This is a genomic window from Streptomyces sp. NPDC017991 (assembly GCF_044328075.1).
Taxonomy (GTDB): Bacteria; Actinomycetota; Actinomycetes; order Streptomycetales; family Streptomycetaceae; genus Streptomyces.
Genome location: NZ_JBIRGP010000004.1, coordinates 740,136 through 762,269, shown reverse-complemented (window position 1 = coordinate 762,269; position 22,134 = coordinate 740,136). Strand labels below are relative to the sequence as shown.

Annotated in this window: 18 protein-coding genes; 5 read left to right on the top strand and 13 right to left on the bottom strand. The window is 71.6% G+C overall.

The window, feature by feature from the left end:
* Positions 1–395: 395 nt before the first annotated feature.
* Positions 396–1,952, bottom strand: coding sequence for a carboxylesterase/lipase family protein (locus ACH4DZ_RS16165; protein WP_398287698.1), 1,557 nt, complete (start codon positions 1,950–1,952; stop codon positions 396–398).
* 202 nt (positions 1,953–2,154) lie between these two features.
* Between ACH4DZ_RS16165 and ACH4DZ_RS16160 the strand changes: the two genes are divergently transcribed.
* Positions 2,155–5,280: an NACHT domain-containing protein gene (locus ACH4DZ_RS16160; protein WP_398287697.1), complete on the top strand. Its 3,126-nt coding sequence runs from the start codon at positions 2,155–2,157 to the stop codon at positions 5,278–5,280.
* A gap of 331 nt (positions 5,281–5,611) precedes the next feature.
* Positions 5,612–6,238 (top strand): HAD family acid phosphatase, encoded by a 627-nt coding sequence (locus ACH4DZ_RS16155; protein WP_398287696.1) that lies wholly within the window; start codon positions 5,612–5,614, stop codon positions 6,236–6,238.
* 123 nt (positions 6,239–6,361) lie between these two features.
* Here ACH4DZ_RS16155 and ACH4DZ_RS16150 read toward each other — a convergent pair whose 3' ends face one another.
* On the bottom strand, positions 6,362–8,890 hold the full coding sequence (locus ACH4DZ_RS16150) for an ATP-dependent Clp protease ATP-binding subunit (protein ID WP_398287695.1): 2,529 nt from the start codon (positions 8,888–8,890) through the stop codon (positions 6,362–6,364).
* 429 nt (positions 8,891–9,319) lie between these two features.
* Here ACH4DZ_RS16150 and ACH4DZ_RS16145 point away from each other — a divergent pair, with 429 nt between their 5' ends.
* Entirely contained in the window at positions 9,320–10,009 is a 690-nt protein-coding gene (locus ACH4DZ_RS16145) for an SCO3374 family protein (RefSeq protein WP_398287694.1), read from the top strand.
* Here the strand turns inward: ACH4DZ_RS16145 and ACH4DZ_RS16140 are convergent.
* From ACH4DZ_RS16140 to ACH4DZ_RS16095, 10 genes are all read right to left on the bottom strand, one after another.
* Complete coding sequence (locus tag ACH4DZ_RS16140) at positions 9,988–10,323, bottom strand: Lsr2 family protein (protein WP_030573823.1); 336 nt, start codon at positions 10,321–10,323, stop codon at positions 9,988–9,990. The two genes, ACH4DZ_RS16145 and ACH4DZ_RS16140, sit on opposite strands and share 22 nt — an antisense overlap.
* Before the next feature lie 250 nt (positions 10,324–10,573).
* A complete protein-coding gene (locus tag ACH4DZ_RS16135; RefSeq protein WP_189773262.1) occupies positions 10,574–11,113 on the bottom strand; it encodes an amino-acid N-acetyltransferase in 540 nt (179 codons plus the stop codon).
* Positions 11,114–11,123: 10 nt separating this feature from the next.
* Complete coding sequence (locus tag ACH4DZ_RS16130; RefSeq protein ID WP_398287769.1) at positions 11,124–11,591, bottom strand: BlaI/MecI/CopY family transcriptional regulator; 468 nt, start codon at positions 11,589–11,591, stop codon at positions 11,124–11,126.
* 177 nt (positions 11,592–11,768) lie between these two features.
* A complete protein-coding gene (locus ACH4DZ_RS16125) occupies positions 11,769–11,948 on the bottom strand; it encodes a hypothetical protein (RefSeq protein ID WP_398287693.1) in 180 nt (59 codons plus the stop codon).
* A 101-nt stretch (positions 11,949–12,049) separates the two neighbouring features.
* Complete coding sequence (locus ACH4DZ_RS16120) at positions 12,050–12,676, bottom strand: hypothetical protein (protein WP_398287692.1); 627 nt, start codon at positions 12,674–12,676, stop codon at positions 12,050–12,052.
* Between the two features lie 579 nt (positions 12,677–13,255).
* Entirely contained in the window at positions 13,256–14,053 is a 798-nt protein-coding gene (locus tag ACH4DZ_RS16115) for a type III pantothenate kinase (RefSeq protein ID WP_107022346.1), read from the bottom strand.
* 2 nt (positions 14,054–14,055) lie between these two features.
* Positions 14,056–15,063 (bottom strand): carboxylating nicotinate-nucleotide diphosphorylase, encoded by a 1,008-nt coding sequence (gene nadC, locus ACH4DZ_RS16110; RefSeq protein ID WP_398287691.1) that lies wholly within the window; start codon positions 15,061–15,063, stop codon positions 14,056–14,058.
* Positions 15,064–15,068: 5 nt separating this feature from the next.
* Complete coding sequence (locus ACH4DZ_RS16105) at positions 15,069–16,901, bottom strand: L-aspartate oxidase (RefSeq protein WP_398287690.1); 1,833 nt, start codon at positions 16,899–16,901, stop codon at positions 15,069–15,071.
* Positions 16,898–17,890 carry a pantoate--beta-alanine ligase gene (gene panC, locus ACH4DZ_RS16100; protein ID WP_398287689.1) on the bottom strand — a complete coding sequence of 331 codons (993 nt, stop codon included), beginning with the start codon at positions 17,888–17,890 and terminating at the stop codon, positions 16,898–16,900. Before panC ends, ACH4DZ_RS16105 begins: the two co-directional genes overlap by 4 nt.
* A gap of 82 nt (positions 17,891–17,972) precedes the next feature.
* Entirely contained in the window at positions 17,973–18,920 is a 948-nt protein-coding gene (locus tag ACH4DZ_RS16095) for a Rossmann-like and DUF2520 domain-containing protein (protein ID WP_398287687.1), read from the bottom strand.
* A gap of 207 nt (positions 18,921–19,127) precedes the next feature.
* On the opposite strand from ACH4DZ_RS16095, the gene ACH4DZ_RS16090 reads away from it, so the two are divergent.
* Positions 19,128–20,297, top strand: coding sequence for a threonine aldolase family protein (locus ACH4DZ_RS16090; protein WP_398287686.1), 1,170 nt, complete (start codon positions 19,128–19,130; stop codon positions 20,295–20,297).
* Here the strand turns inward: ACH4DZ_RS16090 and ACH4DZ_RS16085 are convergent.
* A complete protein-coding gene (locus ACH4DZ_RS16085) occupies positions 20,266–20,571 on the bottom strand; it encodes a hypothetical protein (RefSeq protein ID WP_398287771.1) in 306 nt (101 codons plus the stop codon). The two genes, ACH4DZ_RS16090 and ACH4DZ_RS16085, sit on opposite strands and share 32 nt — an antisense overlap.
* Before the next feature lie 223 nt (positions 20,572–20,794).
* Between ACH4DZ_RS16085 and ACH4DZ_RS16080 the strand changes: the two genes are divergently transcribed.
* A complete protein-coding gene (locus tag ACH4DZ_RS16080) occupies positions 20,795–21,901 on the top strand; it encodes a DUF5937 family protein (protein ID WP_398287685.1) in 1,107 nt (368 codons plus the stop codon).
* The last annotated feature ends 233 nt before the right edge of the window (positions 21,902–22,134 follow it).

Sequence of the window (22,134 nt, the reverse complement as noted above, 5' to 3'; positions counted from 1 at the left end):
AACCCGTACTCCCGCCATCCCCCAAAACACCCTTCTACGACCTCAAGTCGTACTTGACCCCGAAACTTCCGCCTCCTTGACAGAAACACCGTCGAGTACGAAATCCTCCCGGTTTTCTGTGAGAAGTCCGGTTTACCCCCACTTCAGAGTGGCTCCTCACGGCCCGGCCCCCACTTCGCCGACCACTCCGCCCACCCCGAAGGACCTCGGACCCACCCCCAGGGCCAAAGGTCCTTTTTGTCCACCCCGCATCCGCCACTACCGGCCCTAGTAGGACGCGAAAGGCCTGTGCGTCATGTCACCGGGCGGCCCCGCCCGGCGGCCACCGGATGTGACGGCCACCACCGGCCACGACCGGCCATCACCGCACTGCCTACCGGCCACCACCGCACTGCCTACCCGAGCAGCGGCAACGCCCCGAAGACGTGCTCCTGCCACAGCTCCCGGGACACCTCCTCCGGGTACGCCGTCACGGTCGGCCGCGTGTCGAAGAGCCGTACCGGCCGCCGATCGACGTCGTACGCCGGCCAGCCGGGCCCCTCCCCCGCCGCGAAGCCCGTCCAGGTCGCCCGGAACAGCGCCGACAGCTCCTCCGCCTCCGGGGGCGGCGCCTCCCCGAACAGCAGCGCGGGCAGCCCGCCGCGCAGGTTGCCGAAGACCAGCGGCACATCGAGCCCGTGGCAGGCCCCGAGCAGCCCGCCCATGCCCGGCGCCTCCCAGACCAGCTCGTAGACGTGGGCACGGCCGCCGCCCGCGATGTGGGCCTCGGCCAGATGCAGTGACGGCATCCGGAAGAGCCAGTCGGAGCGGACCAGCTCGTACAGCCCCGCCGCGTCGAGGCCCGGGACCGCCTTCCGGTACGCCTCCTCGCCGCCCGAGCCTCCCGCGCTGCCCGAGGCGCCCGCTCCGCCCGAGCCGGGCGAGAACGTCCGCAGCGCCGCCGTCGCCCGGTCCTCCGTCAGCTCCTCGCCGAGCGTTCCGTCGAGGGCCATGAAGAGCCGGTACTCGTCCCGCGTGTGGCCGGCCACCAGCTCGATGTCGCGTGCGGCTCCGGCCGCGAGCGCCTCCCACGGCGCGCGGGGCAGCACGTCTCCGTCCACGACGGGTGCCAGCGGGATCGCCGTGTGCGCGAGCACTCCCCACCGGTGCGCGTACCGCTCCATCCGTGCCCCGACCGCGTCCGCCGCCGCCGGCAGCAGACCCGGCGCCACCGTGCCCAGGTCGTCCACGGTCGGCCGCAGCCCCAGCTCCGCCGCGAACTCCCCGGCGATGTCCGCGGCGAGCGGGGCCGAGAGGAACGGGCCGGGCACGCTCTGTGCGACGGCCCGCCGGAAGAGCCCGGCCGCGCGCGGCATCGTCAGCAGCGCGGCGAGCGACCCCGCGCCCGCCGACTCCCCGAAGACCGTGACGCGGTCCGGGTCGCCGCCGAAGGCACGGATGTTGTCCCGCACCCATGCGAGGGCGGCGACCTGGTCGAGCAGTCCACGGTTGGCGGGCGCGCCCTCGATGTGTGCGAATCCCTCGATGCCGAGGCGGTAGTTGAGCGTCACCAGGACGACGCCCTCCGCGGCCAGCCGGCCGCCGTCGTACTCGGGCAGCCCCGACATCCCGATGACGTACGCGCCCCCGAGCAGCCACACCATCACCGGCAGTCCGGCGCCGGGGGCGGGGTCGGGTGTCCAGACGTTGAGGGTCAGCCAGTCGCCGTCGTCGGTGTCCGGGGACGCGAGCGCGTCCATGCCGAACGCCGAGGACTGCGGGGGCGGTGTCCCGAACGCGGTCGCCTCCCGTACGCCGTCCCAGCCCCGCGCGGGCCGCGGCGCCCCGAACCGCAGCGCGCCGACGGGCGGTTCGGCGAACGGGATGCCCCGGAACACCGCCGTACCCGCCTTCCCTGCCTCGCCCCTCAACACCCCGGCCAGCGTGCGGACTTCGGGTCGGTCGACATCCATTGCGGCTCCCTTCCAGGACAGTTCGGGACATCGCGCATCCTCCCGCCCACCGGTCCGTACGGCCACCGCTTTTGTCGCGCCAAGATCCGCGGTTCCAGGACCACGGTTCCAGGACCTACAGTTCCAAGATCCACGGACAGAGTCCCGCACGGCGGTTACGCTGACAGCCGCCAACCACCCACCATGCCCTCGGGGGAGCGTCATGGAACCGGCAACCGTAGGCGTGCGGCTGGCGTCCGGCGTGGCCACACCGCTGATCAGGAAACTCTTCGTGACGGAGGGGCCGGGCGCGGGCCTGGTCGACAAGCCCGTACGCATCTCGTCCCGCGTCTCCTTCAAGGGCGAGCAGCGCACGCTGAACAAGAAGGACGTGACCGAACTCGCCACCGAACTGGTCACGCGAGCCGTCACGGACGCCTCGGAACGGCCCGTTCCCGCCGACGAGGAACAGCCCGTCGTCCACGCCCTCGCCGACACCCTGCACGCTCTCGGCGACCTCACCATGACGGACGTACAGGCCGTGGCACTCGGGCACTCCGGCCTGGCTCTCCACCTCCGCCACACCGCCGGAAGCCCTGACCGGGATCTCGGCTTCGACGCGACGCTGTTCTACGAGCGGCTGCTCGACACGGCCTGTCTGCACATCCTGCACTTCTTCACCCAACGCTCGACCTTTGTGGCGAGGACCCTCGTCGAGCAGACGCGCAGACAGGCCGAACTGATCGCGAAGGTGGACGAGTTGATCGCCCGTACACCGCTGCCCGGCGGGGGCGACGCGGCGTTCGAGCGGCGCTTCCTCGCGTACACGGCGACGAAGCACAGTCGGCTCACCATCTACGGGATCGACCTGGTGGACTCGCCCGACCGGTGGCCCCTGGACGCCGCCTACCTCACCCTCCAGGCCCTGCGCGCCGCCACGGACGCCGAGGACGGCGGGGTTCTCGGCGCGCCCGGTCTCCCGCTCTCCGCCGAAGAGGCGCTGGCCGAGCAGGACCTGGTGCTGCTGCGGGGCGTGGCCGGCTCGGGCAAGACGACGCTGGTGCAGTGGCTGGCGGTGACGGCCGCGCGGGGCGAGCGCGGCGACCGGGTCCCCTTCGTCCTGCCGCTGCGCACGCTCGTACGCCGTCCCGACGGGCTGCCCGCGCCCGCCGACTTCCTCGCCGCCGTCCGCGTGCCCTTCCATGGCGCGGCGCCGGACGGCTGGCCCGACCGGGTGCTGGCGGCGGGCCGCGGGCTGCTGCTCGTCGACGGCATCGACGAGATCCCCGAGCCCGACCGCGAGCGCACCCGCCGCTGGCTGCGCGACCTGCTCGACGCCTACCCGGGCAACCAGTGGCTGGTCACCTCACGCCCCTCGGCCGTACGCGAGAACTGGCTCGCCGCGGACGGCTTCACGGAACTCGCGCTCTCCCCGATGAGCCGGGACGACGTCACGGCGTTCGTCGAGCGCTGGCACACCGCGGCCCGCGTCGACGCCCCGGACTCCGAACGCGACACCGAACGCCTCGCCGCGTACGAGTCCTCGCTCCTCGACGCCGTCCGCACCAAGCCCGACCTCGGCCGGCTCGCCACCAACCCCCTGATGTGCGCGCTGATCTGTGCCCTGCACCGGGACCGGCGCGGCTATCTGCCGCACGGGCGACGGGAGTTGTACGACGCCGCCCTCTCGATGCTTCTCGCGCGCCGCGACCAGGAGCGGGACATGCTCCCGCACGACACCGTCCGGCTCACCGAGCTGCCCCAGATCCAGCTCCTGCAACGGCTGGCCTACTGGCTGATCCGCAACGGCCGGCTGGAGATGGACCGTGAGCGCGCCGAGCACCTCATCGCGGACGCCCTGCCCGCCCTGCCCGCCGTCGCGAGCCAGGGAGACGCCCCCACGATCTACCGCCACCTCCTGCTGCGCAGCGGCCTGCTCCGCGAACCCTCCCTGGGAACGGTCGAGTTCGTCCATCGCACCTTCCAGGACCACCTCGGCGCGAAGGCCGCGGTGGAGGACGGCGACTTCGGGCTCCTCGTCCGCAACGCCGCCGACCACCAGTGGTCGGACGTGATCCGTATGGCCGTCGCCCACGCCCGGCCCCGCGAACGCGCCGACTTCCTGACCCAGTTGCTGGCCGCCGCCGAACAGGCCGGGCCCGCCGGGGGCACCCGCGTCCGGCTGCTCGCCCTGGCCGGCCTGGAACACGCCACGGAACTCGACCCGACGGTCCGGGCCGCCGTGGAGGAGCAGGCGGCCACGCTCATCCCGCCCCGTACGGCGGAGGAGGCCCGCGAGCTGGCCGCGGTGGGCCCGCTCGTACTGGAACTCCTGCCCGGACCCGAGGGGCTGTCCGAGGCGGAGGCCAGGGCGGTCGTCGTCACCGCGTCCCTCATCGGGACCGACGCGGCCGTCCCGGTCCTGGCCCGCTTCCGCACCCACCCGTCCCTGCCGGTCCGCTCGCAGCTCACCTGGACCTGGCACCGCTTCGACCCCGAGCGGTACGCGGCAGAGATCATCGCCCACCTGCCGGAGGACGACCTGTACTTCACGGCGCACTCGGCGGGGCATCTGCGGGCCCTGCGCTCACTCGGCGGGCGCGAGCGGCTGCAACTCGACGGCGTCATCGAGCCCGCCGAGCTGGAATCCGGCCTCGTCCCGGACACGACGCGCATGCTCGTCTCACGACGCAACACGGCCCTGCGCTCCCTGGACTGCCTTTCGTCGCTGCACCGGCTCAGGCACCTCGACCTGAGCGGCAGTCCGTACGTCGAAGACCTGAGCCCTTTGGTCCGGCTTCCGCTGGATTGGCTGTCACTGGACCTGGCGGAGGGACTGGAGACGCCGGGCGTTCTGTCACCGCTCTCGGCGTCCACGACTCTGCGCAGCCTCGACCTCGGATTCGCGCTCATCGGTGAGTCGCTCGACGCCGTGCTCCCCGAGAACCTCAGCCTCGGCTATCTGCGCTTCACCAAGAGCTCCCTCCGGCACACCGGGCTGCGCGGTTTGCGTCAGATGCGCTCGGTGCGGACGCTGAGCCTGGCCGGTCTGCTGGAACCCCTCACCCCGAAAGACCGCGAAGAGGTCGCACTGCTCCCCGAGCTGGAGGATCTGCGGCTCAACTGGACGGCGGTTCCCTGGACGGAAGGCCCCGTTCTGCCGGGCGTCGAGCGCCTCAGTCTCAACAGATTCACCGGAACCGAAGACCTCTCGGCGATACCGGCTCTTTTCCCCGGATTGCGGTCCGTCACCTTCGTCCTCGCCCCGGAGACGACGGACGTGCCGGAACGGATCCGTGAACTCCTGCCGGGCATGCACACCGTCGTGAAACCGCACACCGTGCTCTAGGACCTGTCTGACAATTCCCGCCTGCCTCGCGACGCCATGCACGCACTCTCGCCGCACCGGACACAGAGCCAAGTACGTCCAGTACGAGGCCCTGCGCCCGGCACTCCCCCAGCCTCCGGCCGGGGGGACCCCCAGAGCACGCACCTGACGCCGCGAGGCCGCCCTCCGGGCGACGACGGGAATTGCCAGACAGGCCCTAGCCCAACCCCACATGCCCGCCCTACAGTTACCGCCCGGTAATCTCGTCGCCCCCCGCCGGCCCCGCACGCCCGTGAGCATGCACCACGAGCCATGTCCCGCAGCGCTCCCATGCGAGAGGAACCCCCCACCCATGACCGGAAGCAGTCTGCAGCGCCTGATCGGCGTGGCCGTCGCCGCCACGGCCGCCACCGCGGCCCTGATGAGCCCGGCCACCGCCGCGACCCCGGCCGTGGCCACCACCACGGCCACCGCCGCCGCCGCCGACGTCGACCACGCCACCTGGCAGAACGACTGCCGGGCCGTCATGGCCGAGGCGCTGCCGTACCTGAAGGAACGTATCGCCGGTGCGGCGTCGGGCGAGAAGCAGGCCATCGTCTTCGACATCGACAACACCACGCTGGAGACCGACTTCGGCTTCAGCTATCCCTCGCCGGCCAACGCACCCGTCCTCGACGTGGCCGAGTACGCGCAGGACCACGGCGTCGCCCTGTTCTTCGTCACGGCCCGCCCGGGCATCATCAGGTCGGTGACGGACCACAACCTCAAGCACGTCGGCTACCAGGTCTCCGGCCTGTACGTACGCAGCTTCGTCGACCTCTTCAAGGACGTCGCCGCCTACAAGACCGCCCAGCGCAAGGCCGTCGAGGCCAAGGGCTACACGATCATCGCGAACATCGGCAACAGCGCCACCGACCTGTCGGGCGGGCACGCCGAGAGGACGTACAAGCTGCCGGACTACGACGGCCAGCTGTCCTGACGGACGGGACACACAGCGGGGCCTGGGCCTAAGGCGTTCCGGACATGCCGATGGGGCCGGTGCTCGAAAGCACCGGCCCCATCGGCCGCTCGGTGAGCGGTCGTGCTCAGACGGACCCGGAGGTCACGCCTCCTTGCTCAGGTTGGGGCCTGCCCCACCGGCCGCCTGCTCGATCGGCGGAACGTCCGGCAGTGCGGTCTTCTCCTCGCCACGGAAGGTGAAGGTCTGGGTCTCACCCTCGCCCTCGGTGTCCACGACCACGATGTGACCGGGGCGCAGCTCACCGAAGAGGATCTTCTCCGACAGGGTGTCCTCGACCTCGCGCTGGATCGTGCGACGCAGCGGACGCGCGCCCAGCACCGGGTCGTAACCCTTCTTCGACAGCAGCTCCTTGGCGGACTGGGAGAGCTCGATGCCCATGTCCCGGTCCTTCAGGCGCTCGTCGACCTTGCCGATCATCAGGTCGACGATCGTGAGGATGTCCTCCTGCGTGAGCTGCGGGAAGACGACCACGTCGTCGACGCGGTTGAGGAACTCGGGCCGGAAGTGCTGCTTGAGCTCGTCCGCGACCTTGTTCTTCATGCGCTCGTAGTTGCTCTTCTTGTCGCCCGAGGCCGCGAAGCCCAGGTTGAAGCCCTTGGAGATGTCCCGGGTGCCGAGGTTGGTCGTCATGATGATGACCGTGTTCTTGAAGTCCACGACCCGGCCCTGGGAGTCGGTCAGGCGACCGTCCTCCAGGATCTGCAGCAGCGAGTTGAAGATGTCCGGGTGGGCCTTCTCGACCTCGTCGAAGAGGACGACGGAGAACGGCTTGCGGCGGACCTTCTCGGTCAGCTGGCCGCCCTCCTCGTACCCCACGTAGCCGGGGGGCGAGCCGAAGAGACGCGAGACCGTGTGCTTCTCGCTGAACTCCGACATGTCGAGGGAGATCAGCGCGTCCTCGTCACCGAAGAGGAACTCCGCGAGTGCCTTGGACAGCTCGGTCTTACCCACACCGGACGGGCCGGCGAAGATGAACGAGCCACCGGGACGCTTGGGGTCCTTCAGACCGGCGCGCGTACGACGGATCGCCTTCGACAGCGCCTTGACGGCGTCGACCTGGCCGATGACCCGCTTGTGGAGCTCGTCCTCCATGCGCAGCAGACGCGAGGACTCCTCCTCGGTCAGCTTGAAGACCGGGATACCGGTGGCGGTCGCGAGGACCTCGGCGATGAGCTCGCCGTCGACCTCGGCGACGACGTCCATGTCGCCGGCCTTCCACTCCTTCTCGCGCTTGGCCTTGGCGGCCAGGAGCTGCTTCTCCTTGTCGCGCAGCGAGGCGGCCTTCTCGAAGTCCTGCGAGTCGATCGCGGACTCCTTGTCGCGGCGGACGCCGGCGATCTTCTCGTCGAACTCGCGGAGGTCCGGCGGCGCGGTCATCCGGCGGATGCGCATCCGGGAACCGGCCTCGTCGATCAGGTCGATCGCCTTGTCGGGGAGGAAGCGGTCCGAGATGTAGCGGTCGGCGAGCGTCGCCGCCTGCACCAGGGCCTCGTCCGTGATGGACACGCGGTGGTGCGCCTCGTAGCGGTCCCGCAGGCCCTTGAGGATCTCGATGGTGTGCGGCAGCGACGGCTCCGCGACCTGGATGGGCTGGAAGCGGCGCTCCAGCGCGGCGTCCTTCTCCAGGTGCTTGCGGTACTCGTCGAGCGTCGTGGCACCGATGGTCTGCAGCTCACCACGGGCCAGCATCGGCTTCAGGATGCTCGCGGCGTCGATGGCGCCCTCGGCGGCACCCGCACCGACCAGCGTGTGCAGCTCGTCGATGAACAGGATGATGTCGCCGCGGGTGCGGATCTCCTTGAGGACCTTCTTCAGGCGCTCCTCGAAGTCACCGCGGTAGCGGGAGCCGGCGACCAGCGCGCCGAGGTCCAGGGTGTAGAGGTGCTTGTCCTTGAGGGTCTCGGGCACCTCGCCCTTGACGATGGCCTGGGCGAGGCCTTCGACGACGGCGGTCTTGCCGACGCCGGGCTCGCCGATGAGCACCGGGTTGTTCTTCGTACGACGGGACAGCACCTGCATGACCCGCTCGATCTCCTTCTCGCGCCCGATGACCGGGTCGAGCTTGGACTCACGAGCGGCCTGGGTGAGGTTCCGGCCGAACTGGTCGAGGACCAGGGACGTCGAGGGCGTGCCCTCGGCAGGACCGCCACTGGCGCCGGCGGTCTCCTTGCCCTGGTAGCCGGAGAGCAGCTGGATGACCTGCTGCCGCACCCGGTTGAGGTCGGCACCCAGCTTGACCAGGACCTGGGCGGCGACGCCCTCACCCTCACGGATCAGGCCGAGCAGGATGTGCTCCGTGCCGATGTAGTTGTGACCCAGCTGAAGGGCCTCGCGGAGCGAGAGCTCCAGGACCTTCTTGGCACGAGGGGTGAAGGGAATGTGACCGGACGGAGCCTGCTGGCCCTGCCCGATGATCTCCTCCACCTGCTGACGGACCGCCTCAAGTGAAATCCCGAGGCTCTCCAGGGCCTTAGCGGCGACACCCTCACCCTCGTGGATCAGGCCCAGGAGGATGTGCTCGGTGCCGATGTAGTTGTGGTTGAGCATCCGGGCTTCTTCCTGAGCCAGGACGACAACCCGCCGCGCGCGGTCGGTGAACCTCTCGAACATCGTTAATCGCTCCTCAGAGCGGTCAGGCAGTAAGGGGACGCTCCCCTCCCTGTCCTTCCGCAGCTTAGTCCCGCAAGCGGGGACCGCTCATTCCAACTGCCGACACCGTCCTTGGCCTCCTGACCCCGAACGCCGACATCTGCTCCAACCCGATGGTGCGAGACGATGTTCCCGCAGGCCAGACAGATACCCCCACCATCAGTACGCCGATGGCGAACGCGAGATGCCCGATCCATGCGTGTCGCCCCTCCCACTAGGGATGTCTTACCCGTACGCACCGACACTCCATGCCGAGTGCACCGGTTCCCTCCGCTACGGGCGAACACCCTTGCGTCGCCGACCGCCTCCGGGCGCCCGCTTTCCGGGCACCCTTCGCACATGCCGGACCACCCAGCGTAACCCGGGCGCTCCCCCGGCGGTTGGCCTTGCATGGTCTCCACGGTCCCCTTTCCCCGTCGTCCGCCCGAGGCGGTCCGTCCGGACGACGCGGTCCGGCACTGGTACGAGAACGAACTGGGGTGGGCGACGGTGCCCGGTAGCCCGGTCGACCTGCTGACGGGGCTGCGCTTCGACGTCCTGGAGGCGCCGGCGGAGGCGGGGTACGCGGCGCTGCGGCATCTGGGGCCGGGCTCTCCGGTGGCCGTGCGGGCGGATCGGATGCGGCTGTTCGTCGCCGCGGGGAGCGCGGAGGAACTGCCGGGACTCCTCGACTGGCTGGAGTGGGGCTCTCTCGCGCTGGACCTCGGGGCGACCGGCTCGGGCGGGCGCGTGGAGGCGCCACTGCCGCCGGGCCCGGCCCGCGGCACGCACGGCGGCCTCGACGAGGCTGGTGCTAATGCTGGTGCTGGTGCTGGTGCTGGTGCTGGTGCTGGTGCTGGTGGGGCGACCGATACCGGCGGGGCGGACCGAGGCCGGACCGCCGGCTCGCAGGGGGCCGCCGTCTGGCTGCGGCCCCCTGAGCCTGGCTGCGAGGTGGAGTCGTCGCTGCCGACGCTGTCGGCGCTCGGCGGGGGCGGTGGGGGCGCCCCCGATCTCGTACGACTCGTGGAGACGATGGCTTCGGAGTGCCATCGCATCCGGCTGCGCCGTGGCTGTGCTCAGCCGTTGGCCTTCTCGTAGGCCTCGCGAATGGACGCCGGAACGCGGCCACGGTCATTGACCTCGTAACCGTTCTCCTTCGCCCAGGCACGGATCTGCGCGGTGTCCTGGCTGCCACCCGAAGCGGCGCGCGCCTTTCCACGGCCACCCGAAGCACGGCCTCCGGTACGACGGCCGCCCTTGACGTACGGCTCAAGAAGTCCACGGAGCTTGTCCGCATTGGCAGTCGTGAGATCGATCTCGTACGTCTTGCCGTCCAACGCGAACGTCACGGTCTCGTCCGCCTCGCCGCCGTCGAGGTCATCGACAAGAAGGACCTGAACCTTCTGTGCCACCGGATTTCCTTTCATCGATATCTTCAGGGCCGAGGATCCACGGCAGCTGCCGCAGTTTCGTGTCCCCTGTTATATGCACTACTGCAGTACGTCGGAAAGCAAACCGCTTTTGATGGAAAAACACAAACCCCTGGGAGAGACCGACGAGACCCGCGAAGACCGGAAACGTGCGCGTTTCGGACATAGAGGCACTGGGCATGGGCCGACGGGCCGGGAGCGGAGGTATGTCCGGAGTATTACGCGGAGGCGATCACAGATGCAGAAGCATCCGGCTGTTGCCCAAGGTGTTCGGTTTCACTCGTTCGAGCCCCAGGAACTCGGCCACGCCCTCGTCATAGGAACGCAACAGCTCGGCGTAGACATCGGTGTCAACGGGCGTCTCACCGATCTCGACGAAGCCGTGCTTCGCGAAGAAGTCGACTTCGAAGGTCAGGCAGAATACACGGCGAACACCGAGCCAGCGGGCGGTCTCCAGCAACTTCCCCAGCAACTGATGGCCCACGCCGGCGCCCTTCATCACGGGGTTCACCGCGAGAGTGCGCACTTCCGCGAGGTCTTCCCACATGACGTGGAGAGCCCCGCAGCCCACGACCTCCGAACTCGGCCCGGTACCGCGTTCCGCGACCCAGAACTCCTGGATGTCCTCGTAAAGCGTGACCGTCGCTTTGTCGAGCAGGATGCGCCCGCGGACGTACGAGTCAAGGAGGCCGCGAACCGCCGGGACATCGCTGGTCCTGGCCCGGCGGACAGTGAGGGCATTAGTGCTGACTTCGGGCTGCTCTGCTGGCATGAACCGGACGCTATCCCCCGGCCGCACCCTCTGCGGCGGCGGGGTTCTCGGCAGGAGGGTTCTCGGCCGCCGTGTTCTGCGCCACCGGGTTCTCGGCCGCCGTGTTCTGCGCTGCCGGGTTCTGTGCTGCCGTGTTCTGCGCCGCGGGCGTTTCCGGCCCTTGGACGATACGTACGGCATCGCGCAGTGCTTCGCGCTGTTGTGGGGACATCATGCCGAAGAAGGCGACGAGAGCGGCGGCCGGGTTGTCGCTCTGGGTCCAGGCGTCGTTCATGAGTGCGGCCGAGTAGGCGGCCCGGGTGGAGACCGCCTCATATCGATAGGCCCGGCCTTCCGCCTCACGACGCACCCAGCCCTTCTGATGGAGATTGTCCAAAACGGTCATCACGGTGGTGTAGGCGATGGACCGCTCCTGCTGAAGGTCTTCCAGGACTTCTCGTACGGTCACCGGGCGGTTCCACTTCCACACCCGCGTCATGACCGAGTCTTCGAGTTCTCCCAATGGGCGAGGCACAGCCAGAACAATAGGGGGAGATGTCACCGATCACGTGGTGGACGTGGCGTTGACCGACAAACAGCAACAAAAAGGGCGTACGACTCGAAAAGCTTATGAGTCGTACGCCGTGCCGTGAGCGGTGTGCGCAGGGAGCCGCGCTCAGGCCTCGGTGTCACGGGGGGTCTGGCGGGTGTGCTCGGCGCGGGCGAGGACGGCGTCGACGGCCGCGTCCTCCTTGGCCTTGTTGGCACCGCCCTGGGTCTTCACGATCGTCACGATCAGACCGACGAAGAACACGGCCATCACTACCGGGGGCACGAGCGCGGAGACGTATTCCATGCCGTCCAGAGTAGCCAGGGTGCCGGGCCGGACGGGGATCGGGGTCACGGACCAGCCCCAGGGCGTTTCTTCTGGAACCGGGCTGATCCAGAAGAAACGCCCTAGACGGCGGCGAGCTGCCGGGGAGGGCCGTCGGGGGTCGGGGACGGAGCGGACGGCTTGCGCCGCGGGGGGAAGACCTCGCCCGGGGTCGGGATGGGACGGTCCCGGCGCGGCGCTTCCGGGGCGGGCCGGGGGGCCGGGTCGCCGGCGGGCCGCTCGGCGGGCTTTCCACCGGGGAGGGCCGTCAGCCGCGTACGGGGGCGGGTGCGCGAGGCCGGCACCGAGCGGCGGGCGAGGCGCGTGCGCACGTCCTGCTCCACGAGCGTCTCGCAGCGGTCGAGGAGGGCGGTCGCCACGGGGTTGCCGCGCAGGGCGCGCAGGGCGGCCAGGTCGTCGGGGACCGGACGGTGGCCGGCGCCGAGGGCCTCCTCCATGAGCGTCAGATAGCCGGCCGCCGTTCCCGGCAGCGCGGTGCGGTAGCGGGCGAGGTCGGCCAGCAGGAAGGCGCGCAGCCGGGCGCCCTCGCGGGTCGCCTCGTCGACGCTGTCCGCAAGACGGAGGCAGTCCTGGACGTCCTGGGCCGAGGATGGGCCGGGGTGAAGGGCGAGAGCGAGCGCACGTCGGAGCACACGCAGCTCCTCCGTACCGAACGCCATGCCGCCGCGGGATCCGTAGGGCGTGGGCATGATCGCGACGATACGCGCTAATCAGACAAAGCCCGCAGATCGACCATCGTGTGGCGTGGCTTCACCACGGGGCGTTCCACCGGGGTGCCGCCCGCGTTCCACCGGGGTGCCGCCGGGGGCGGGCGGGCGCCTACGGCCCGCCTGTGTTCGGCCGCGCAGTTCCCCGCGCCCCTGGCCCAGGTAAGGGCGAAGGTGAATTGATGCCTGCGGGCCTGTTGTGGTCAACCGCACCGCCCCCCGCCACGCGGTATGGCACGGCAGCACGGCACGGCACATAGAACGCCCGGCGGACTACACCTGTCCCTGCCCCCACCAACCCAGGGGCGCGGGGAACTGCGCACCCAGCCACAGCAAGCCCGCAGACAACACGCGCGGTCACCCCCACCCACCCAGGGGCGCGGGGAACTGCGCAACGAGCCACCCCCGACCCGCACCCACCCACACGCGGTCACCCCCACCCCCAGGGGCGCGGGGAACTGCGCGACCAGCCACAGCGAGCCCGCACGCACCCACCGGCACCCATCCACCGGCAAGCGCCCACCGGCCCGCACCCACTCACGTCCACCCCCAGCGGAGCGACTACGTGCGGGAGACGTTCCGTTCGTACACCAGTCGCAGACCGATCAGCGTCAGCCAGGGCTCGTGCTCGTCGATCACCGACGCCTCACCGAGCACCATCGGCGCGAGACCGCCCGTCGCGATGACCGTGACGTCGTCCGGGTCCTCGGCGAGTTCGCGGGCCATGCGGTGGACGACCCCGTCGACCTGCCCGGCGAAGCCGTAGATGATGCCGGACTGCATGGCCTCGACGGTGTTCTTGCCGATGACCGTGCGCGGTCTCGCGATCTCGATCTTGCGGAGCTGGGCGCCCCGGACGCCCAGCGCCTCGACGGAGATCTCGATGCCGGGCGCGATGACCCCGCCGGCGTACTCCCCGCGCGCGGAGACCGCGTCGAAGGTCGTCGCCGTGCCGAAGTCGACGACGATGGCCGGTCCGCCGTAGAGCTCGACCGCCGCGACCGCGTTGATGATGCGGTCGGCGCCGACCTCCTTGGGGTTGTCCATCAGGATCGGGACACCCGTCTTGATGCCCGGTTCGACGAGGACGGCGGGTACGTCCCCGTAGTAGCGGCGGGTCACCTCGCGCAGCTCGTGCAGGACCGAGGGGACGGTCGAGCAGATCGCGATGCCGTCGATGCCGTCGCCCAGCTCGTCGCCGAGGAGCGGGTGCATGCCCATCAGGCCCTGGAGGAGCACGGCCAGTTCGTCCGCGGTGCGGCGCGCGTCCGTGGAGATGCGCCAGTGCTCGACGATGTCCTCGCCGTCGAAGAGCCCGAGGACGGTGTGCGTGTTGCCGACGTCGATCGTGAGCAGCATGCCTACTCAGCCTCGCTCAGGGGCGCCTCGGGGGCGTCGCGCAGGTCGAGGCCGATGTCCAGGATGGGCGAGGAGTGCGTGAGGGCACCCACCGCGAGGAAGTCGACGCCCGTGCGCGCGTACGCCCCGGCGGTGTCCAGGGTGAGGCGGCCCGAGGCCTCCAGGAGCGCGCGCCCGCCCACCAGGGCCACGGCCTCCTCGCACTCGGCGGGCGTGAAGTTGTCCAGGAGGATCAGGTCGGCGCCCGCGTCCAGGACCTCGCGCAGCTGGTCCACGGTGTCGACCTCGACCTCGATGGGCAGCTCGGGGAAGGTCTCCCGGACGGCCTTGAAGGCCTGCGCGACGCCGCCCGCGGCGACCACGTGGTTGTCCTTGACGAGGGCCGCGTCCGAGAGGGACATGCGGTGGTTGACCCCCCCGCCGCTGCGGACCGCGAACTTCTCCAGGGAGCGCAGCCCCGGCGTCGTCTTGCGGGTGTCCCGCACGCGCGCGCCGGTGCCCTCCAGGACGTCCGCCCACGCGCGCGTGGCCGTCGCGATGCCGGAGAGGCGGCACAGGAGGTTCAGCGCGCTGCGCTCGGCCGTCAGCAGGTCCCGGGTGCGGGTCGTGACGCTCAGGAGCCGCTGCCCGGCCTCGACACGGTCGCCGTCGTCGACGTGCCGCTCGACCTCGAACTCGTCGGTGCAGACGACGGAGACGACCGCCTCGGCGATCCGCAGGCCCGCCACGACACCGGCCTCGCGGGCGGTGAAGTCGGCGGTGGAGACGGCCTCCTCGGGGATGGTCGCGACCGTGGTCACGTCCACGCCGTGGTCGAGGTCCTCCTCGATGGCCAGATGCGCGATGTCCTCGACCTCGACGGGGTCGAGCCCTGCGTCGGCGAGGAGCTGCGCGAGGGCGGGGTCGAGCCCGCACTCGGCGTACTCCGCGTCGTCGGCGCTGTACTCGCCGCAGCCGCAGCCGTCGCCGCAGCCACCGCCGTCGAGGAGGGGAAGGTCCGGGGTGCTCACTTCTGTCACTGCTCCTGGGGGCTGGGCGTGGGGGTTTCCCCGGTGCGCGCGGAGTCGCGGGCCCGGGGGAGTGTCGGGGGAAAGTCTGCGGTGTCGGTGGTGTGTACCGCGAGCGTCCGGTCGGGATTGAGCCGTACGACGATGTGGCGCCGCCAGTTGTCGTCGTCCCGTCCGGCCCGGTCCTCGCGCCAGTGGCAGCCGCGGGTCTCCTCACGGAGGCGGGCGGCGGCCACCAGGACGCGGGCCACGCACAGGAGGTTGGTCGCCTCCCAGGTGTCGACGCCGGGTTCGGCGGTCTTGCCGTTCTCGTCGAGGGCGTCGCGGGCGTCGGCGTGCAGTTGCTGGAGGCGGTCGGCGGCGGTCTCCAGGGAGCCGGCCGAGCGCAGGACACCGGCGCCGTCCGTCATGATCCGCTGGATCGCGAACCGGGCCTCGGCGGCGAGCAGCGGGTGGCCGGGCCTCTCCGGCCGGGCGACGGGCGAGGGCACGCGCGCGTGGAGGTGCCCGTCCCGCCCGGGCCGTTCGTCGCGGTTCTCGTCGTGGTTCTCGTCGTGGTTCTCGTCGTGGCCGGCCGCGATGTCCGCCGCGATGCGCTCGGCGTAGACGAGGCCTTCCAGGAGGGAGTTGGAGGCGAGCCGGTTGGCGCCGTGGACGCCGGTGCAGGCGACCTCGCCGCACGCGTACAGGCCGGGCACGGTCGTACGGCCCCGGGAGTCGGTACGCACGCCTCCGGAGGCGTAGTGCGCGGCCGGGGCGACCGGGATCGGCTCGGTGACCGGGTCGATGCCGTGGGCGCGGCAGGCGGCCAGGATCGTCGGGAAGCGGTGCTCCCACATGTGCGCCCCGAAGTGCCGGGCGTCCAGGTACATGTGCTCGGCGTCCAGCTCCTGCATGCGCCGCGTGATGCCCTTGGCGACGATGTCCCGGGGCGCCAGTTCGGCCAGTTCGTGCTGCCCCAGCATGAAGCGCTCGCCGTTCGCGTCGACGAGGTGGGCGCCCTCGCCGCGGACCGCCTCGGACACGAGCGGCTGCTGGCCCTCCGCGTCCGCGCCCAGGAACAGCACGGTGGGGTGGAACTGCACGAATTCGAGGTCGGAGACCTCGGCGCCCGCACGCAGGGCCAGCGCCACGCCGTCGCCGGTGGACACCGACGGGTTGGTGGTCGCCGAGAAGACCTGGCCCATGCCGCCGGTCGCGAGGACCACCGCGGGCGCGTGGACGGCTCCCACGCCGTCGTGCTGGCCCTCCCCCATGACGTGCAGGGTCACGCCCGCCGTACGCCCCTCCGTGTCCGTGAGGAGGTCCAGGACGAGCGCGTTCTCGACCGTGCGCATCCCGCGCGCGCGGACCGCCTCGACGAGGGCCCGGGAGATCTCGGCGCCGGTCGCGTCGCCGCCCGCGTGGGCGATACGGCGACGGTGGTGGCCGCCCTCGCGGGTGAGCTCCAGATCACCCGCCTCGGACTCGTCGAAGTGGGCGCCCGTCTCGATGAGGCGGCGTACGGCGTCGGGGCCCTCGGTGACGAGGATGCGCACGGCGTCCTCGTCGCACAGGCCGACGCCCGCGACCAGGGTGTCGTCGAGGTGCTGCTCGGGGGTGTCGCCCTCTCCCAGGGCCGCGGCTATGCCGCCCTGGGCCCAGCGGGTGGAGCCGTCGTCGAGGCGGGCCTTGGTGACGACGACCGTCCGCAGACCGGCGGCGTCGCAGCGCAGCGCGGTGGTGAGGCCGGCGACTCCGGAGCCGACGACCACGACGTCGGCGGTGAGGGACCAGCCGGGCGCGGGCGCGTGCAGCCGTATGCCTGTGCTGGTCCCTGTGCTGGTGCCTGTGCTGGTCACGAGGCGGCTCCGAAGGTCAGAGGAATGTTGTCGATCAGCCGGGTCGCCCCGACCCGGGCGGCGACGGCGAGGACCGCCTCACCGGTGTGGCCGTCCGGGATCTCGGTGAAGTCGGACGGATCGACCAGCGCCAGGTAGTCCAGGGCGAGCGGCGGGCTGAGCCGGGCCGCGTCGTCTAGGACCAGCCGGGCGGCGGCGCGGACCGCGGCAGGGCCCCCTGGGGCCGCCTTGGCGACGGCGTGCGTGTCGGCGGCGGCGCGGGACTCGCCGATGGCGCTCAGGGCCTCGGCACGCGCGTGCGTGGCGGGCACTTCGCGGGCCCGCGCGCACAGGGCCTCCTGTGCGGCGTGCCGGTCGCTGCCCGCGAACAGGGCCTGGGAGAGGGCGAGCGCGGTGCGGCGCTCGCCTGCCGACAGATAGCGGTTGCGGCTGGACAGGGCGAGACCGTCCGCCTCGCGCACCGTCGGGACGCCGACGATCTCCATGCCGAAGTTCAGGTCGCGCACCATGCGGCGGATCAGGGCGAGCTGCTGGGCGTCCTTCTGCCCGAAGAGAGCCACGTCGGGCCCGGTGAGGTGCAGCATCTTGGCGACGACGGTGAGCATGCCGTCGAAGTGACCGGGCCGCGTCGCGCCCTCAAGCCGCTCCCCCATCGGTCCCGCGCTGATCCGGACCTGGGGTTCGCCGCCGGGGTAGACCTCGTCCACGGAAGGGGCGAACACGACGTCCGCGCCCGCCTGCTCGGCGATCTTGATGTCGGCGTCCAGGGTGCGCGGGTAGCGGTCGAGGTCCTCGCCCGCGCCGAACTGGAGGGGGTTCACGAAGACGGTGACGACGACCTCGCCGTCACCGCCCGCGAGTTCCCGGGCGGTGCGGATCAGGGTGGCGTGGCCCTCGTGCAGGGCGCCCATCGTCATGACGACGGCGCGGCGGCCCGTGCGTACGCGCGCGTGGAGCCCGTCGGCGGTGCTCAGCAGGACGGTGGTCATCGGACTGCTCCGTTCCCGGCGGCCGGACCCGGACCTGCCCCGGTGTCCGCGTTCCCGGCGCCCCCTCGTGAACCCGCGCGCGTCATCGGGCGTCTCCTTCGGGGACGTCCGGTCCGTCGGGGCCGTCGGGGCCGTCGGCGAGTACGCCCAGGAGGTCCTCGGCGAGCTCCGGCTTGAGCAGGCCGTGGGCGAGGGCCCGGTCGGCCGTCGCGCGGGCCATCGCGAGGTAGCCGGCGACGGTCTGCGGCGCGTGCTCGCGCAACTCGGTGATGTGCGCGGCGACCGTGCCCGCGTCGCCGCGCGCCACCGGTCCGGTGAGGGCCGCGTCGCCCGATCTGAGGGCGTTGTCCAGTGCGGCGCCCAGCAGCGGGCCCAGCATCCGGTCCGGGGCGTCGACCCCCGCCGTGCGCAGCAGGTCCATGGACTCGGCGACCAGGGTCACCAGGTGGTTGGCGCCGAGCGCGAGGGCCGCGTGGTAGAGCGGCCGGGACTCCTCGGCGATCCACTCGGGCTCGCCGCCCATCTCGATGACCAGGGCCTCGGCGGCCAGGCGCAGCTCGTCGGGGGCGGTGACCCCGAAGGAGCATCCGGCGAGCCGCTGGACGTCCACGGGGGTGCCGCTGAACGTCATGGCGGGGTGCAGGGCGAGAGGCAGGGCCCCGGCGCGCAGAGCGGGGTCGAGGATCCTCGACCCGTACCGTCCCGAGGTGTGCACGAGGAGCTGGCCCGGCCGGACGGAACCGGTGTCGACGAGTCCCTCGACCAGGCCCGGCAGGGCGTCGTCCGGGACCGTCAGCAGGACGAGGTCGGCCCGCTCCAGGACCTGCTCGGGTGTCACCAGCGGCACGTCGGGCAGCAGTTGCGCGGCGCGGCGCCGGGAGGCGTCGGAAACCCCGGACACGGCCACCGGGCGGTGCCCGGCGAGCTGGAGCGAAGCGGCCAGGGCGGGGCCCACCCGGCCGGCGCCGACGACGCCGACGGTGAGCCGCGCGGGGCGGTCCTTGGGGTCTGCCTGGGGGAATGTACTCACTCGACGGCGGCCTTCCGTTCCAGTCCGCTCGGGGTACCGGACGCTTTCTCGTCATGTTAACGCGATCGGTCCGAGGCCGTTTTTCTGTCCACAGGTTCTTGTCCACAGCCTGTGGGAAATCCCCTGCGGGAAATCCTCGGCCCCTGACACGGAGGCCGCTGTCGAATTCGCGTGCTCCTCGGCATGGCGTCCTGCATCATCCGGAGCATGAGCGATGCGGCGGAGGGGTCGGAAGTGGCGGAGCGGACGCCCGAACAGCGGCGGGAGCGGCGCAGGGTCGCCTGGCGAGGGGCCCGGCGGGCGCTGTGGCGGCCCGGTTTCCGCGCCACGGTCGGTGAACTGCTGGCCGGGCTGACGGACGCCGCGCCGGACGTGTACGACCTGGACCTGCCGGTGGACATGTACGGCAACGGGATCGTCGAGACCCTGGAGGAGCGGGTCGCCGCCCTGCTCGGCAAGGAGGCCGCCGCCTTCTTCCCGTCGGGGACCATGGCTCAGCAGGTGGCGCTGCGCTGCTGGGCGGGCCGTACGGGCAACGCGACGGTGGCGATGCATCCCCTCTCCCACCCGGAGGTCCACGAGAGGCACGCGCTCAGCGCCCTCGGCGGTCTGCTTACCGTCCATCCCACGCGCGAGCCGCGGATTCCCTCCGCCGAGGAGGTGCGCGACCTGGACGAGCCCTTCGGGACCCTGTTCCTCGAACTCCCCCTCCGGGAGGCCGGTTTCGTCCTGCCCTCCTGGGAGGAGCTGGTCGCCGTCACGGACGCGGCACGCGAACGCGACGCCGTGGTGCACTTCGACGGGGCCCGCCTGTGGGAGTGCGGCACGCATTTCGGCCGCTCCCCGGCCGGGATCGCGGAGCTCGCGGACAGCGTCTACGTGTCCTTCTACAAGTCGCTGGGCGGATTCGGCGGCGCCGCGCTCGCGGGCCCGAGGACGCTCGTCGACGAGGCGAAGGCCTGGCGCCACCGGTACGGCGGCCAGATCCTCCAGCAGTTCCCGACCGCCCTGTCCGCGCTGATCGGCCTGGAGAGGGAACTGCCCCGGCTCCCGGAGTACGTGGCCCACGCGCGCGTGGTCGCCGCGGCGCTGCGCGAGGGGTTCGACGGGGCGGGACTCCCCTGGGCGCGTGTCCATCCCGAGGAGCCGCACACGCACCAGTTCCAGGTGTGGCTGCCGTACGAGGCCGACGGCCTGACCGACGCGGGGACGCTGCAGGCGGAGGAGACGGGCGTGTCGCTCTTCCCGCAGGTCTGGGAGCGGCGCGGGCCCGGCCTCGCGTACACCGAGGTCACGGTGGGCGCGCCGGGCCTGGAGTGGACGGCGGACGACGTACGGGACGCCGTCAGGGAGTTCGCGGCGCGCATTCCCCGCTGATCACCGGGCCGGCCTTCCCGATCGAGCCGGCCTTCCCGGTCGGGCCGGCCTTCCCGCCCGCACGGGCGAACAGGCGCGCCCGGACCGCCCGTATCCGCCCCCGTCCCCACCCCCGTCCCTGGGCAGGGCGGCCGGCCAGGACCGCCCGGAACCGCCGGTGGTCGGGCAGTTCGCGCATGACCTGCCAGTCGTGGGCGCCGGGGGCGGGCGGGGTCGGGTCGCCGTGCCGCCGGGCGCGATAGGTGTCCAGTAGGTACTGCTGCGTGATGCTCATGGCGGATCGCCTTCTCGGGACGGGTACGGACGTCTCCCGGCACCGGATCCGGCATCGGTTGGCCTTCGCTTCCGACATCGGTTCCGGTTCCGGGCGTTCTCCGTGGGCCCCGCGGTGCCCCGGTGGACCCAGCGTGCGCCTGCCCCGCCGTCGCCGTCCCGTCGATTGACGGCGCTCGTCAATCGAGGGCCGCGTTGTCGGTGGCGGGGTGCACCATGAGGTCATGAGCGTGACCATCGACATCTCCGGGCTGCGCAGGGAGCGGGTGGCCGTCGTGCCCTCGCCCCTGGCCGAGTTGTGCATGGCACTGCACGCGCTGGCCGAGCCGGGCCACCACCCCGGCCTGCAGGGCTGGGCGACCGGCGTGACCGCCCGCCTCGACCCGCATCTGGCCGACCGGATGTGCGAGGCCGACTTCCTGTGGCGGACGACGTTCTCGGACCTGTTCCTGCCGTACGCGGGAGCGGCGGGCGGCAGCACGCTCCCCGGCGCCACCCTCGCCGAGGAGCTGGACCTGCTCGACAAGCTGACGGACGAGCAGTTCGTGGACGCGGCCCTGGAGTTCACCTGCGCGCTCCCGTACGAGGCGCAGGGCGCCGGCGCCCTGGCCGACCCCGTGTCCCGTCGGCGGGCCCTGGAGCTGGCCGCCGCGCGCGGGCCGCGGCCGGCGGAGTTCACCGAGCGGCTGCTGGCCGACCCGCCGCGGATCCGGGCCTGGCTGCGGCAGTTCCTGGAGGACTGCGACGAGGCCTTCTTCGCCGACACCTGGTCCCGGCTGCGCCACCAGCTCGCGGCGGACGCCCGCCGCAAGACGGACCTGCTCGGCCGGCGGGGCCTGGGCGAGGCCCTGGCGTCCGTGTCGGCCGCGGTGACGCTCGACGAGGCCGCGGGCCGGATCGTCGTCGACAAGCTGGGCCACGGCCGCACGTCGATCCGGGCCGGCAGTCTCCTGCTGGTGCCGACGAGCCTCGGCTGGCCGCACCTCATGGTGCTGCACCGGTACGGCTGGCAGCCGGTGATCCACTATCCGGTCGGCTCCCCGGAGCTGACGGTCCCGACCTCCGTCGAGCAGCTGACCCTGCGGATGACGGCCCTGTCCCATCCGATGCGGATGCGGCTGTGCCGGAGCCTGGCCCGCAGCGCGTTCACCACGAGCGAGCTGGCGCAGACGCACGGGATGACGGCTCCCGAGATATCCCGGCATCTGAGCGTGCTGAAGAAGGCGGGGCTGCTGACCACTCGCCGTCGCGGCCGGTACGTCCTGCACCAGCTGGACGTCACGATGGTGGCGCGCCTGGGCAGCGACTTCCTGGAGGGCATCCTGCGCTGACCGCTCCGCGGGGGCTGCCGGTTGTCGTCGGCTGCGGGCCGGCGGGGGCTGGTCGCGCAGTTCCCCGCGCCCCTAAGGGGCCAGGAGCGCAGGGGACGTGTGTGACGTGCCCCGCGCCCCTGAGGGGCCAGGAGCGCGGGGCACCCGTGAGACATGCCCCAGCCCCCGGCAACCCAGGGGCGCGGGGAACTGCGCGACCAGCCACACACGGCCGTCAGCCGACAACGAGCACC